This window comes from Streptomyces capillispiralis, from assembly GCF_007829875.1.
Taxonomy (GTDB): Bacteria; Actinomycetota; Actinomycetes; order Streptomycetales; family Streptomycetaceae; genus Streptomyces; species Streptomyces capillispiralis.
In genome coordinates this window covers 2,446,462-2,460,940 of the sequence record NZ_VIWV01000001.1, presented here as the reverse complement: position 1 = coordinate 2,460,940, position 14,479 = coordinate 2,446,462, and the positions used below count along the sequence as shown (strand labels likewise).

At 74.5% G+C, this 14,479-nt stretch carries 11 protein-coding genes; 9 read left to right on the top strand and 2 right to left on the bottom strand.

Annotated features, from left to right (window positions below):
- Window positions 1-7: 7 nt before the first annotated feature.
- From FHX78_RS09995 to FHX78_RS09965, 7 genes are all read left to right on the top strand, one after another.
- Complete coding sequence (locus tag FHX78_RS09995; RefSeq protein ID WP_145867088.1) at window positions 8-973, top strand: ABC transporter permease; 966 nt, start codon at window positions 8-10, stop codon at window positions 971-973.
- Window positions 970-1,980 carry an ABC transporter ATP-binding protein gene (locus FHX78_RS09990; RefSeq protein ID WP_145867087.1) on the top strand — a complete coding sequence of 337 codons (1,011 nt, stop codon included), beginning with the start codon at window positions 970-972 and terminating at the stop codon, window positions 1,978-1,980. The genes FHX78_RS09995 and FHX78_RS09990 overlap by 4 nt, the downstream gene beginning before the upstream one ends.
- Entirely contained in the window at window positions 1,973-3,016 is a 1,044-nt protein-coding gene (locus FHX78_RS09985; protein WP_189908719.1) for an ABC transporter ATP-binding protein, read from the top strand. The genes FHX78_RS09990 and FHX78_RS09985 overlap by 8 nt, the downstream gene beginning before the upstream one ends.
- Window positions 3,013-3,732, top strand: a complete 720-nt coding sequence (locus tag FHX78_RS09980) for a sulfite exporter TauE/SafE family protein (RefSeq protein ID WP_145871826.1) — start codon at window positions 3,013-3,015, stop codon at window positions 3,730-3,732. The genes FHX78_RS09985 and FHX78_RS09980 overlap by 4 nt, the downstream gene beginning before the upstream one ends.
- A gap of 172 nt (window positions 3,733-3,904) precedes the next feature.
- The gene (locus FHX78_RS09975; RefSeq protein WP_145871822.1) at window positions 3,905-4,087 is read left to right on the top strand and encodes a hypothetical protein; all 183 of its coding nucleotides are present in this window, start codon (window positions 3,905-3,907) and stop codon (window positions 4,085-4,087) included.
- A gap of 107 nt (window positions 4,088-4,194) precedes the next feature.
- Window positions 4,195-7,323: a helix-turn-helix transcriptional regulator gene (locus tag FHX78_RS09970; RefSeq protein WP_145867086.1), complete on the top strand. Its 3,129-nt coding sequence runs from the start codon at window positions 4,195-4,197 to the stop codon at window positions 7,321-7,323.
- Window positions 7,271-7,465 (top strand): DUF6191 domain-containing protein, encoded by a 195-nt coding sequence (locus tag FHX78_RS09965; RefSeq protein WP_145867085.1) that lies wholly within the window; start codon window positions 7,271-7,273, stop codon window positions 7,463-7,465. The genes FHX78_RS09970 and FHX78_RS09965 overlap by 53 nt, the downstream gene beginning before the upstream one ends.
- 182 nt (window positions 7,466-7,647) lie before the next feature.
- Here FHX78_RS09965 and FHX78_RS09955 read toward each other — a convergent pair whose 3' ends face one another.
- Window positions 7,648-8,811, bottom strand: a complete 1,164-nt coding sequence (locus tag FHX78_RS09955) for a PQQ-dependent sugar dehydrogenase (RefSeq protein WP_229924144.1) — start codon at window positions 8,809-8,811, stop codon at window positions 7,648-7,650.
- Between the two features lie 140 nt (window positions 8,812-8,951).
- Complete coding sequence (locus FHX78_RS09950; RefSeq protein ID WP_145867084.1) at window positions 8,952-9,950, bottom strand: aldo/keto reductase; 999 nt, start codon at window positions 9,948-9,950, stop codon at window positions 8,952-8,954.
- A gap of 74 nt (window positions 9,951-10,024) precedes the next feature.
- Here FHX78_RS09950 and FHX78_RS09945 point away from each other — a divergent pair, with 74 nt between their 5' ends.
- Both FHX78_RS09945 and FHX78_RS09935 read left to right on the top strand, forming a co-directional pair.
- Entirely contained in the window at window positions 10,025-10,975 is a 951-nt protein-coding gene (locus tag FHX78_RS09945) for a 2-hydroxyacid dehydrogenase (RefSeq protein ID WP_145867083.1), read from the top strand.
- 408 nt (window positions 10,976-11,383) lie between these two features.
- Complete coding sequence (locus FHX78_RS09935) at window positions 11,384-14,380, top strand: putative bifunctional diguanylate cyclase/phosphodiesterase (RefSeq protein ID WP_145867082.1); 2,997 nt, start codon at window positions 11,384-11,386, stop codon at window positions 14,378-14,380.
- The last annotated feature ends 99 nt before the right edge of the window (window positions 14,381-14,479 follow it).

Sequence of the window (14,479 nt, the reverse complement as noted above, 5' to 3'; positions counted from 1 at the left end):
AAACAGCATGACGACAGCAGAGACCTCCGCGCCGCCCGCCGGGGACACCGCCCCCGCCCGCCCCCGCCCGCCGCGCTGGTGGCTGCTGCTCGGCCGGGACCGCGCCGCCGCCGTCGCGGCCGTCGTCCTCACCGTGGTCGTCCTCGTCGCCCTCTTCGGCCGGCTGTTCATCGGCGACCGCGCCCAGCGCCAGGACCTGGACGCCTCCCTGCGGCCCCCGTCCCTCGGCGACGGGGTGTACGGGCTGCTCGGCACCGACGTCCTCGGGCGCAGCGTGCTGGCCCGCCTGATCGACGCGGCCGCGACGACCCTGTCCGTGGCCGTCCCCGCCGTGCTGTGCTCGCTCCTGATCGGTTCGGCCCTCGGCCTGTGGGCCGGCTACCACGGCGGACGCCGGGAGAGCGTGGTGATGCGCGTCGCCGACGTCATCCTCAGCTTCCCCTCCCTGCTCATCGCCGTGGTCGTCCTCTACGTCTTCTCCCCCTCGGCGCTGAACATCGTGCTGATCCTCGCCGTCGCCCGCATCCCCGTCTACCTGCGCACCTCCCGGGCGGAGGCGGCCGAGCTGCGCAGCCGGCTCTTCGTCGACGCGGCCCGCACCTTCGGCACACCCAGCCGGCACATCATCCACCGGCACATCCTGCCGATCGCCCTGCCGACCCTGCTGACCGTCGCCACGCTCGACTTCTGCTTCGTGATGCTCACCGAGTCCTCGCTGAGCTTCCTGGGCATCGGCATCCAGCCGCCGGACGTCAGCTGGGGCCTGATGGTCGCCCAGGGCCGGCAGTACTTGCAGACCGCCTGGTGGATCACGGTGCTGCCCGGCCTCGCCATCGTGCTCACCACCGTGTCCGCCACCGTCCTCGCCGCCTGGGCCCGCATCGCCACCGACCCCGCCCAGCGCTGGCGGCTGACGCTGCCCCGCAAGCGCCGCGGTGCCTCCGCCGCCGTTCCCCCGGAGATGATCCCGTGACGACCCCTTCCGCCCCCGCCCCCGCCGCCACCGAGCCCGCCCTCGACGTCGAGGGGCTGTGCGTCGACCTGAGCACCGCCTCCGGCACGGTGCGCGCCGTGGACGGCGTCAGCTTCAGCGTCCGCCGCGGCCGCACCCTGGCCCTGCTCGGCGAGTCCGGCTGCGGCAAGTCGATGACCGCGCTGTCGGTCGTGGGCCTGCTGGACCCCGCGGCCGAGGTGACCGGCGGCGCCGTACGGGTCCGGGGCCGCGACACCCTGCGGCTGAGCGCGGCGGAACGCCGCAAGCTGGCGGGGCCCGTGCTGTCCATCGTCTTCCAGGACGCCCTGACCGCCCTCAACCCGGTGCAGCCGGTGGGCCGGCAGATCGGCGAGCCGTTCCGCATCCACCGCGGACTCTCCCGGCGCCAGGCCGAGGAGAAGGCGGTCGAGCTGATGACCCGCGTGGGCATCCCCGAGCCCCGGCAGCGGGCCAAGTCCTATCCGCACCAGTTCTCCGGCGGCATGCGCCAGCGGCTGCTGATCGCCATGGCCGTCGCCCTCGACCCCGACGTGCTCATCGCCGACGAGCCGACCACCGCCCTCGACGTCACCGTGCAGGCGCAGATCATGCGGCTGCTGCGGGACCTCCAGGACGAGCGGGACATGGCCGTCGTCCTGATCACCCACGACCTGGCCGTGGTCGCCCAGCGCGCCGACGACGTGGTGGTGATGTACGCCGGCACGGTCGTGGAGAACGGACCGGTGCGCGACGTCTTCTCCTCCCCCCGCCACCCCTACACCCGCGGACTGCTCGACTCCGTCCCCGAGGACGCCGAGCGCGGACGCCCGTTGCCCGCCGTCCCCGGCAGCCCGCCCGAGCTGAGCGCCGTACCGCCCGGCTGTGTCTTCCAGGCCCGCTGCCCCCTGGTGCGGGAGCGCTGCGTCCGGGAACGGCCGTCGCTGCGCAGCACCGGCGACGGACGGATGGCCGCCTGCCACTTCTCCGAGGAGCTCGACCGTGCCTGAGTCCCGCACCACCACCGACACCGCCGGGCCCCGCTCCGGCGCACACCCGCCGCTGCTGGAGGTCCGCGGGGTCACCAAGAGCTTCGGCGGCGGCCGGCGCCGGCTGACCGCCCTGGACGGGGTGGACCTGCGGCTCGGCCGCGGCGAGACCCTCGGCCTGGTCGGCGAGTCCGGCTGCGGCAAGTCCACCCTGGCCCGGGTGCTGCTCGGCCTGGAGCGGCCCGACGCCGGCACCGTCCGCTACGACGGCGTCGACCCCTTCGCCCTGCGCGGCAAGGACCTGCTGAACTGGCGCCGCCGCGTCCAGATGGTCTTCCAGGACCCCTTCGCCTCGCTCAACGCCCGCATGTCGGCCGCCGACCTGATCGGCGAACCCTGGCGCACCCACCGGGACGTCGTCCCGGACGCCCGGGCCCGCGACCGGCGGATCCGCGAACTGCTCTCCCTGGTCGGACTGCGCGACAGCGACGCCCACCGCTACCCCAACGAGTTCTCCGGCGGCCAGCGCCAGCGCATCGGCATCGCCCGCGCCCTGGCCCTGGACCCCGACGTCATCGTGTGCGACGAACCGGTGTCCGCCCTGGACCTGTCGGTGCAGGCCCAGGTCCTCAACGTGCTCTCCGAACTCCAGTCCCGGCTCGGCGTCGCCTACGTGTTCATCTCCCACGACCTGTCCGTGGTGCGCTACATCTCCGACCGGGTGACGGTGATGTACCTGGGCAAGGTCGTCGAACACGGGGAGACGGACGACGTGTTCGACCGCCCGCAGCACCCCTACACCGCCGCGCTGATGTCGGCCGCACCGGTCCTGGACACCTCCCGCGCCACCGACGACCAGGAGATCCGGCTCAAGGGGGAGATCCCCTCGCCCTTCGACATCCCCTCCGGCTGCCGCTTCCGCACCCGCTGCTGGCGCGCCGAGGAGAAGTGCGCCACCGAGGTGCCTCCGGTCGTCGTCCGGGAGTCCGGGGGCGCGGGCGACGACCACACCGCCCTGTGCCACTTCCCGCTGGAGGCGCGGTCTGCGTGGGCATGACCGGCGGGGAGTTCGCCCTGCTCTCCCTCACGGTCGGCATCGGCGCGGTCCTCCAGGTCTCCGTCGGCTTCGGCCTGGGCATGATCGCCGCGCCGGTGTTCTCCCTGGTCGACCCGGCCCTGGCACCGCCGGTGGTGCTGCTGCTCGCCGCCGGAGTGACGGCGGCGGTGCTGGTGCGCGAGGGGGGCCGGGCGGATCTGCGCGGCTGCGGCTGGGCCCTCGTCGGACGGGTGCCGGGAGTGGTGGCCGGGGCGCTGCTCGTGGTGCTCCTGCCCGCCCGCCACCTCGCGCTGCTCATCGCGGCGGTGGTCCTCGCCGGTGTCGCCGCCGGCGCGGCGGGGTACGCCCCGCGGCCGCGGCGCTCCTCGGTCCTGCTGGCCGGCCTGGCGTCGGGGGTGATGGGCACGGCCACCTCCATCGGAGGCCCGCCGATGGCGATGGTGTGGCAGCGGCTGACCGGGCCGCGGCTGCGGGCCACGATGAGCGCCTTCTTCCTCGCCGGCTCCGTGATGAGCCTCGCCGCGCTGGCGGCGGCCGGCGCGGTCGGGGCGCACACCCTCCAGCGCACCGCGCTGCTCGCCCCCGCGGCGGCCGCCGGCGTCCTGCTCGCCCGCCCGCTGACCCGCCGCCTGAACGCGGACCGCACACGCACCGCGGCCATGGCGCTCGCGGTCGCCGGCGCGGTGATCCTGGTGGCGCGGCAACTGAGTGCTTAGCCGGGGCCGAGGAGGGGTCCTAGTGCCCCCGGGCGCCCTGAGGGGCGACTTCTGAGGCCCCGGGCCCCCGGAAGATACGGAACTCTCCCGATGCGGCCGCACCACCTCGGGGACGAAGGTGGAGGCATCGCGCACAGCGATGTCCGACACCGAATCCTCCGGGGGATCCACCATGTTCGCGTACGCCCTCCACCACCACCGTCACGACGACCTCCTCCGCCGTGCCGAGCACGAGCGCCGGGCGCGTGAGGCCCTCCGCCTGCGCCGCGCCGCCCGCCGCGAAGCCGCGACGGGAGCCGCCGAGCCGGAGAGCCATACGCGCCGCCGCCGACCCGGGTCCGCCCGAGCCGTGTGAACGCCGGGAAGAGTGGTCCGGGAGGCGTCCGCCGCTCCCGGACCACGGGTGCGCCCCGCGCGTCCGCCGGGCGGAAAAGCGGTGCCCCGCCGACGGTGGTGCGTGCGATGCTCGGGGGCGTGGAGACCAGGTCCGTGAGTCCCGTGTTCGTCGGCCGCACCACTGAACTCGACACGCTGAACGACGCGCTCGCCCGGGCCCTCTCCGGTCCCGGCGAACCACAGGCGCTGCTGATCGGTGGTGAGGCGGGCGTCGGGAAGACCCGACTGGTCGAGGAGTTCGCCGCGGCGGCCCGCCGCCGCGGCGCGGTCGTCGCGCTCGGCGGCTGCGTCGAGATCGGCGCCGACGGACTGCCCTTCGCCCCGTTCTCCACCGCCCTGCGCCAACTGCGCCGCGAACTGCCGGACCGGCTCTCCGCCGCGGCCGCCGGCCAGGAGGAGGAACTCGCCCGTCTGCTGCCCGAACTCGGCACCGCGGCCGCCCGCGAGGCGCGCCGCGACGAACAGGGCATGGCCCGGCTCTTCGCGCTCACCGCCCGCCTGCTGGAGCGCGTCGCCGCCGAACACCCCGTCGTCCTCGCCCTGGAGGACCTGCACTGGGCCGACGCCTCCACCCGCCACCTGCTCGCCTACCTGTTCCGCACCCTGCGCACCGGCCGGCTCGTCGTCCTCGCCACCTACCGCTCCGACGACATCCACCGCCGCCACCCGCTGCGCCCCCTCCTCGCCGAACTCGACCGGCTGCGCACGGTCCGCCGGATCGAACTCGGCCGCTTCAACCGCGAGGAGGTCCACCGGCAGATCGCCGGCATCATCGCCCGCGACCCCGAACCCGACCGCGTCGACGACATCTTCGAACGCTCCGACGGCAACGCCTTCTTCGTCGAGGAACTCGCCGTCGCCGCCGACGCGGGCTGCCGCACCGGACTCACCGACTCCCTGCGCGACCTGCTCCTGGTCCGGGTCGAAAGCCTCCCCGAGAGCGCCCAGCGGGTCGCCCGGATCGTCGCCGAGGGCGGCTCCACCGTCGAGGACCGGCTGCTGGCCGCCGTGGCCGGACTTACCGAGGACGACCTCATCGAGGCCCTGCGGGCCGGCGTCCACGCCGGCATCCTCACCCCCGCGCCCGACCGTGACGGCTACCGCTTCCGCCACTCCCTGGTCCGCGAGGCCGTCGGCGACGACCTGCTGCCCGGCGAACGCTCCCGCCTCAACCGCCGCTACGCCGAGGCCCTGGAGGCCGACCCCACCCTCGTCCGCGCCGACGAGCGGGTGACACGGCTGGCCAGCCACTGGTATCACGCCCAGGACGCCGCCAAGGCCCTGCCCGCCGTCCTCGACGCCTCCGTCGAGGCCCGCCGACGGCACGCCTACTCCGAACAACTGCGCCTGCTGGAGCGGGCGATGGAGCTGTGGGACGCCGTCCCCGACACCGTACGGGCCGGTCTGCGCCCCCTCGACCGCGCCGACCCGGCCCCGCAGCCGCCGCGCTACCTCGACCTGATGGCGGAGGCCGCCGTCGCCGGCCGCCTCTGCGGGGAACGCGAACGCTCCATGAAGATCACCAAGCGGGCGCTGCGCCTCCTCGGCGAGGAACCGGACCCGCTGCGCGCCGCCTGGTTCTGGGTGCAGCGCTCCCGGCTCACCCAGTCCCTCGCCCGCGGTGACGGCTGGGCCGAACTCGGCACCGCACAGGACCTGGTGCGCGGACTGCCGCCCTCCGAGGTGCACGCCGAGGTCCTCGCCGCCGCGGCCGGCTGGTCGATGCTGCACGAACCCGGCCCGGAGGCCATGGCCGCCGCCGAACGCGCCGTCGAGTACGCCCGTATGGTCGGCGCCCACGACATCGAGCTCAACGCCCGCCTCACCCTCGGCGGCCTCATGGTCGACGCCGGTGACATCGAGGCCGGACTCGCCGAGATGTACGAGGTCAAGGACCGGGCGACCGAACTGGGCGTGGACATGGTGGTGGGCCGCGCCCAGGTCAACCTCCCCTCCGCGCTCGAAGGCGTCGGCCGCTCGGAGGAGGCCGCCCGGCTCCTCACCGAGGGCGTCCGCATCACCCGCCGGCTCGGACTGCTGGACTCCGAGGGCTGGGTGTGGGGCAACCTCGCCGAATCCCTCCACTCCCTCGGCCGCTGGGACGAGGCGGCCGAGGCCGCGGCCAACGCGCAGCGCATCGAACAGAGCGCCAAACCCCGCGCCGGAGCCTCCATGCGCCTGGCCCTGCTGGCCCACGACCGCGGCGACCTGGCCGGGGCCGCCCGCCATCTCGCCGCCGCCCGCGCCCACTTCGGCACCCACGACCCGATGCCGCAGTACGCCCTGCCCATGACCTGGGTCGCCGTCGGCCTCGCCGCCGCCGAGGGCCGCCTCGCCGACGCCCGGGCCGAACTGCTCGCCGCCCTCGACACCGGACTCCCGCCCGGGACCCAGCGCTACGGCTGGCCCCTGCTGCTCGCCGCCACCGGCGCGGAGGCGGACGCCCACGGCGACCCGGCGGCCGGCCCCGGCCGCCCCGGGATCCTCGCACGCGTCCGCGGGGCGGCCCGGAACCTGGCGACCGGCGTACCCGTGTGGCGGGCCCACGACCTGTGGCTGCGCGCCGAACTGCGGCGCGCCGAGGGCAGGCCCGCACCCGACGCGTGGTCGGCCGCCGTCGAGGCGGTGGAACCCCTGGGCCGGCCCTACGATCTCGCCCGCGTCCGGTTCCGGCTCGCCGAGGCCCTGCTCGCCTCCGGGGCGGGCGACGACGAGCGGGCCCGCGCCACGGAACTGCTGCGGCTGGTCGACGCCGTCGCCGCCCACCTCGGCGCCGTACCGCTGGCCCGGTCCGCCGCCGCGCTGGCCCGGCGCGCCCGCCTCGTGCTGACACCCGCCGGCGGGGGCGCGGCCACCGCCCCCGCCGATCCGGCCGACGCGCTCGGACTCACCGGCCGGGAGCGCGACGTCCTGCGCCTGGTGTCCGCCGGACACACCAACCGCCGGATCGCCGAGACCCTGTTCATCTCCCCGAAGACGGCCAGCGTCCACGTCTCCAACATCCTCGCCAAGCTGGGCGTCTCCGGCCGCGGGGAGGCGGCCGCGGTGGCCCACCGGCTCGGCCTGTTCCCCGCGGAGCCCGGGGAACGGCCGGCGGCGGGACAATCGGTGTACGACCCCGAGGCCCCTGGGAAGGGGAGCGATGTTCAACGCCTTCGAGGACCTGTTCGCACCCGGCCGCAAGCACACCCGTGACGAGCAGAACCGCCTGGAACTGACCCGGGAGGACGTCGGGGACGCCGACCCCGGACGCGGGCCGATAGACCTCGCGTCCGGAAAGGTCACCGTGCGCCCGCCGGCCGGACCCGAGGAGGAACCCGACGGGGAGCACCCCTAGGGCCTGTCGTTTGGATCATGTCGGCGTCGCGGGGCGTGGCACGCGCATCTGCCGCGTTGTCGTCGGTTGCCGATGCTCCGCGTCGCCGCCCTCCTCCGCCTTGCAGAAGCACGTACCACGCCCCGCTCGGGTGGGCTGAGAGGCGCGCTCTCTCTCAGCCGACCTGCTCCGAACGACAGGCCCTAGCTCACCCGAAGCTCCAGAACGCGGTCGTCGTCGTCCTGGGGGTCGCCCCGGCCGTCCGTGTTGCTGGTGACCAGCCACAGCCTGTCGTCGCCCGCCGGGACCACCGTGCGCAGCCGCCCGTACTCGCCCTCCAGGAAGGCCTGCGGGTCCGCCGCCGCCTCGGTGCCCTTCAGGGGGACGCGCCACAGCCGCTCGCCGCGCAGGCCCGCCATCCAGACCGAGCCCCCGGCGTGGGCGATGCCGCTGGGGGAGGCCTCGTCGGTGGTCCACTGGCCGACCGGGTCGTGGAAGCCGCCGTCGTCGGACCTGCCCTCGGCCCGAGGCCAGCCGTAGTTGTCGCCCGGCGTGATCGCGTTCAGCTCGTCCCACGTGTTCTGGCCGAACTCCGAGGCGAACAGCCGCTGTTCGCCGTCCCAGGCCAGGCCCTGCACATTGCGGTGGCCGTACGAGTACACCGGGGAGCCGGCGAACGGGTTGCCCGGGGCCGGCTCGCCCTCGGGGGTCAGCCGCAGGATCTTGCCGCCCAGCGACTCCCGGTCCTGGGACAGCCCGGTGTCACCGCTCTCGCCCGTGCCCGCGTACAGCATGCCGTCCGGGCCGAAGGCGATCCGGCCGCCGTTGTGGATCACGCCCTTGGGGATGCCCCGGAGGACCGTGTCGGGCGCGCCCAGCCGTTCGCCGGCGGGCTTGTCCTCGTCGTGGATCATGCGGACGATCCGGTTGTCCGAGGCGGAGGTGAAGTAGGCGTAGATCATGTGGTCCGAGGCGTACCGCGGGGAGAGGGCTATGCCGAGGAGGCCGCCCTCACCGGCCGGCGACACCCCGGGCACCTCGCCCAGCTCGGTCCTCTCGCCGGTCTCCCCGTCGACCCGGGTGATCGTCGCCTCGTCCCGGGAGGACACCAGGAGGTCGCCGCCCGGCAGGGGGGCCAGGCCCCAGGGGGTGCTCAGGCCCGTGGCGACCGTGCGCACCACCTTCACCGAGCCCTTGGCGGGCGGGGTCTCCCGCGCGGTCGGTCCCGGGGACGACGACCGCGCGGACGGATCACTCGGGGAGGCGCTGCCGCCATCGCCCGGGGATCCCCCGCCGTCGGAGGAGCATCCGGCCGTCAGCAGGAGCGCGGCGGCGGCCAGCACGGCCGTCACGGCTCGATGTCGCACGATGTCGTCCCTTCGACGCGGCGGGTTCTCCCTGTCATACACCGCTCGCGCCTGCCAGGTTCCCGATCGGCCGGTACCGAACCCAGGAAGCGGGGAACCGCGCCACCCCCGCCGCCCCGCGTGGGGCTCCGGCGCCGGGCTCAGTCCCACGACCCCAGCGCCGCCGGCAGGTCCGCGATCTCCGCCAGGTCGTGCTCCGTCAGGCGCAGGTCCACCGCCGCCGCGTTCTCCACGACCCACCGCTCCCGCTTGGCGCCCGGGACCGGGATCACCTGGCGGCCCCGGGACAGCACCCAGGCCAGCGCCACCTGGGCCGGGGTGACGTGCTCGCCGTGCCGGCGCGCGACGCGGCGCAGGCCGGCCACGATCGGCTGGTTCGCGGCCATCATCTCGGCCGTGAACCGGGGGTGCCGGGCGCGCAGGTCGTCCGCCTCGAAGCCCACGCCGGGCGTCAGCGTCCCGGTCAGGAAGCCGTTGCCCAGGGGCATCGCCGCCAGGAACCCGATGCCCCGCTGCTCGCACCACGGCAGCAGCGTCTCCAGCGCCTCCGGCGACCACACGGACAGCTCCGCCTCCACCGCGCTCACCGGGAAGACCTGCTGCACCCGCTCCAGCTGCCGGACCGTCGTGTCGTGCAGCCGCGCCCCCGCCCGCCGGGACGCGCGCGCCCCCACCGCGCACAGCCCCAACGCCCGTACCTTGCCCGCCCGTACGAGGTCCGCCATCGCGCCCCAGGTCTCCTCGACCGGGACCTCCGGGTCGGCGCGGTGCAGCTGGTAGAGGTCGATGACATCGGTCTGGAGCCGGCGCAGCGACGCGTCGCAGGCCCTGCGCACGTATCCGGGGCGGCCGTTGGCCACGATGTGCTGGTCGCCCACCAGCAGACCGACCTTCGTGGAGACGAAGGCGTCCCGGCGCCGCTCCTTCAGCACCCGCCCGAGCAGCAGCTCGTTGGTGAACGGGCCGTACATGTCGGCGGTGTCGAGGAGCGTCGCACCGGCGTCCAGCGCCCGGTGCACCGTCCTGAGCGATTCCTCGCCGCGCTGCCGGGACGTGCTGTAGGCCCAGCTCATCGGCATGCATCCGAGTCCGACGGCCCCCACCGCGAGCGCCGCCGCGCCGATCGTCCTGCGCTCCACCTGCTCGTGACCCTCCCTCTGTGGCCCCCAACCTAACCTCTGCCGTCCCGCGTGCTTGAACTAGCCTCCCGGGCATGACTGCTGACGTATGGCTTCCCCTTCCGCCGGACGAGATCGAGGGGCTCCCCGAGGGGCCGCGCTACCGCCACTGGGACGGTGAGGAGGAGTTCCCCGCCGACCCGGCCGACTGCGTCTTCTACGTCGTGCCGTACATGAAGCCCGTCGGCATCGGTGTGCGCCCGCTGCCGCTGATGCGCTCGGTCCGGGTCGTGCAGACCCTGTCGGCCGGCGTCGACCACGTGCAGCCCGGTCTGCGGCACCTGCCCCCCGGCGTGCGGCTGTGCAACGCGCGCGGTGTGCACGAGGCCAGCACCGCCGAGCTGACCCTCGCGCTGATCCTGGCCTCGCTGCGCGGCATCCCCGACTTCGTGCGGGCGCAGGACAAGGGGGAGTGGCGCGGCGGGTTCCGGCCCGCGCTCGCGGACAAGAACGTGCTCATCGTGGGCTACGGATCGATCGGCGCGGCCATCGAGGACCGGCTCGCGCCGTTCGAACTCGCGCGGGTGGCGCGCGTCGCGCGCTCCGCGCGCACCACGGAGCGCGGCCCGGTGCTTCCGCTCACCGACCTGTCCTCCCTGCTGCCGGAGGCGGACGTCGTCGTCCTCTCCACTCCGCTCACCGAGACCACCCGGCACCTCGTGGACGCCGGTTTCCTGGCCCGGATGAAGGACGGCGCGCTGCTCGTGAACGTGGCCCGCGGGGGCGTCGTCGACACCAAGGCACTGCTCAGCGAGCTGGAGAGCGGCCGGATCACCGCGGCCCTCGACGTCACCGATCCCGAGCCGCTGCCCGCTGAACACCCCTTGTGGCGGGCGCCGGGTGTGCTCATCAGCCCGCACGTCGGGGGCCCCACGTCCGCCTTCCTGCCGCGCGCGAAGCGATTGCTGGTGGACCAATTGCGCCGTTTCCTGAACCAGGAGGAGCTCGGCAACGTGATCCTGGTGACGGGAGTGGAAAGCAACTAGTCCGTTTCGAGTACCGTCCGCGACTTCACGGGAGCGGTGGGTACTCGTATATCAGTTGATCGTCACGGAGCGTAGAGAACCTATGTCCCTGAGTGACGAGACTGGTGTATCGTCCCGAAAGGGGCTGCGCCGTTGACCACCGGCGCGAGGGATGGAACGCAGACTGTGAGGGGGGCGACGGGCGATGCACGGCCTAAGGACGAGCGATCCCACGCGGCGGAGCCGTCGGCGACGACCCTGGTGCACGGCCGCGCGCAGCCGCGGCCAGCACGGCGGCCACCACCTCCGGCACCGCTGCCGTGACGGCGGCCGCGGCCACGACCTCCGGCACGCGGGCCGCGGGCGGCAGGCCCGCCCGGCGCTCCGGGGACCGGGGGATCCGGGAGCGGCGCGGACCGGGAGGCCCCGGTGAGCGCGCCCACCCCCACCCCCACGCTCGAGGGAGCCCTGCGACCGCGGCCCGCTCCGCGGTCCCCGCTGACCGGTGCGCCGGCCGCCTGCCGCCGGCCCGGCCCGGTCGCGCAACTCGTTCTCGCCCTCGTCTGCGCGGCGTACGCCGTCGGCGCCGCGTTCGGCTGGGGCTCGGAACAACTCGCGCTGATCATGGGCGACTTCGGCCTGAGCGCCGCGGCCGCGGCCGCCGCCGTCTCCTGCTGCGTCTACGCCCGCAGCCCGCGCACCCGGTTTCGACCCGCCTGGCTGCTGTTCGGCCTCTCCTCGGCCATGGCCGCCCTGGGCAACCTGGTCTGGGGGTGGTACGAGGTCGTCCTCGGACTTCCCGTGCCCAGCCCCAGCTACGCCGACCTGTTCTTCCTGTGCTTCGCGCCGCCCGCCATCGTGGGACTGCTGGTGCTCGCCAAACGGCCCGTGACCAAGGCCGGCTGGGTCTGTCTCGCCCTGGACGCCTGGCTGATCGGCGGCTCCCTGCTCACCCTCGCCTGGAGTCTGGCGCTCGCCCAGGCGGCGCAGGCCGAGGGCCCGGGCGTCGCGCACACCGCGCTGTCACTGGCGTACCCGCTGCTCGACATCGCGCTGGTGAGCATGGTGCTCGCGCTGCACTTCCGGCGCTCGGCGGTGAACCGGTCCGCGGTCAACACCGCGATCGGCGCGCTCGCGCTGACCGTGATGTGCGACGCCCTGTTCACCTCCCCGCTGCTGCACGACAGCTACCGCTCGGGACAACTGCTCGACGCGGGCTGGTTCGCCGGCTCGCTGCTCCTCGCGTACGCCCCGTGGACGGCGCCCCGCGGCGGCCCGCCCGAGGGCGAGGGGCACTCGCGCGTGGTCCGCGAGCACCTGCCGGGGCGGCCCGGCGTGCCCCACCACGACCACCACCCGCCCGCGCCCGGCGGCGAGCACGGCCGGTATCCGGTCTCCCGGCCCATCGCCGGCTCCCTCGCCGCGCTCACGCCCTACCTCGCCGCGGCCGTGTGCACCCTGGGCATCCTCTACAACGTCCTCAACGGCCGCAGCGTCGACCGCGTCGTCCTGCTCACCGGCGGCACCGTGGTGCTCGCCCTGGTCGTGCGCCAGGGCATCATGCTGCTCGACAACATCACGCTCACCCAGGAACTGGCGCAGAAGGAGAACCACTTCCGCTCCCTGGTGCAGGGCTCCAGCGACGTCATCATGATCGCCGCGCCCACCGGCATCCTCCGCTACGTCTCCCCGGCCGCCGCCGGGGTGTACGGCCGTCCCGCGGAGGACCTGGTCGGCACGGAGCTGGCCGGTCTCATCCACCCGGAGGACCTGGGCTGCGTGGTCCACGAGGTGCGCCGCTTCCTCGCCGCCAACCCGGTCGAGGAGCCCACCACCCGCATCGAGTGCCGCTTCCGCTCCGGCGACGGCGGCTGGCTGAACGTCGAGTCGACCGTCAACCGGCACCACGGCGGCCTCATCTTCAACAGCCGCGACGTGACCGAGAGAGTGCGGCTCCAGGCGCAGCTCCAGCACAACGCGGAACACGACCCGCTCACCGACCTGCCCAACCGCGCCCTGTTCACCCGGCGCGTCCAGCAGGCCCTGTCCGGCCGCCGCGCCTCGGACCGCGGGGCCGCCCTCCTGGGCACGGCCGTGCTCTTCATCGACCTCGACGGCTTCAAGGGGGTCAACGACACGATCGGGCACCAGGCCGGGGACGAACTGCTCGTCCAGGCCGCCCGCCGGCTCCAGGACGCCGTCCGCAAGGGCGACACCGCCTCCCGGCTCGGCGGCGACGAGTTCGCCGCCCTGATCGTCGGGGACGGGGTGCGGGACCGGGACGCCCGGGAGCGGCACATCCTGGAGCTGGCCGACCGTCTCAGAGTCACGCTCTCCCAGCCGTACGCCATCGACGGCAACGATGTCCGCGTCAACGCCTCCATCGGTGTCGCCTTCGCCGAACCCGGTCTCGGCGCGGGTGAGCTGCTGCGCAACGCCGACCTCGCCATGTACCGGGCCAAGGCGGCCGGCAAGGGCCGGGTGGAGCTGTACAAGCCGCAGATGCAGCAGGACGTCGCGCGCCGGGCCGAGCTGGCCACCCGGCTGCGCGCGGCGCTGCACCACGGCGAGTTCGCGCTGCTGCACCAGCCGGTGGTGTGCCTCGCGGACGGCCGGATCACGTCGGTCTGCGCCCAGGCCCGCTGGCGCTCGTCCCAGGGGGTGCTCTTCACCCCCGCGGAGTTCCTGCGGGTGGCCGAGGACAGCGAGAAGACGGCCGAGCTGGGCCGGTGGGTACTGGAGGAGGCCGTGGAGCAGGCCGCCGAGCGGCACGCGACCGGTCTGCCCGTGCCCGTCGCCGTCCGGCTGAGCGCACGCCGCCTGCTGGACCGGTCGCTGCCGCTGGGCTCGATCGAGGCGCTGCTCACCCGGCACGGGCTGCCGTCGGGTTCGCTGGTCGTCGAGCTGGCCGACGCCGACCCCAGGGTCCCCCTGGACGAGTTGGAGCGCCGGCTGGCCGTGCTCAAGCGGGTCGGCGTCCGGATCGCCCTCGACGGCTTCGGCAGCGGACTCGCCGCGATCACGGCCCTCAGGCGGCTCCCCGTCGACGTGCTGAAGCTGGACCGCAGCCTGGTCGACGGCGTGGTGGAGTCCGCGCGGCTGCACAAGATCACCAGTGGGCTGCTGCGGATCGCCGCCGACCTCGGGATGCAGTCCGTGGCCGACGGCGTGGACCTGCCCGAGCAGGCCGCGGCCCTGCGCGCGATGGGCTGCACCCACGGGCAGGGCATGGCCTTCTCCGGACCGCTCGACGAGTACCGGCTGCGCAGGGCGCTGACCGCCGGGCACTATCCGCTGCCGCACGGGCCGGCCGAACCGGCCTTCGCGGGCGGTGGGGCCGGGGCGTACTCCGGCGGAGTGACCGCCGTACTCCAGGGCGGTACGGCACTGCGCTCACATAATGAGACTCCCGTCCCACCCACTTGACAGTGGGTGCGCGCCGGGGGGAGGGTCAGTGCCATGCGCACCCGAATTCTCGTACTTGGACAGCGCGTCGGCTGACGCTGAGCCCCGATCGCTCAGCGA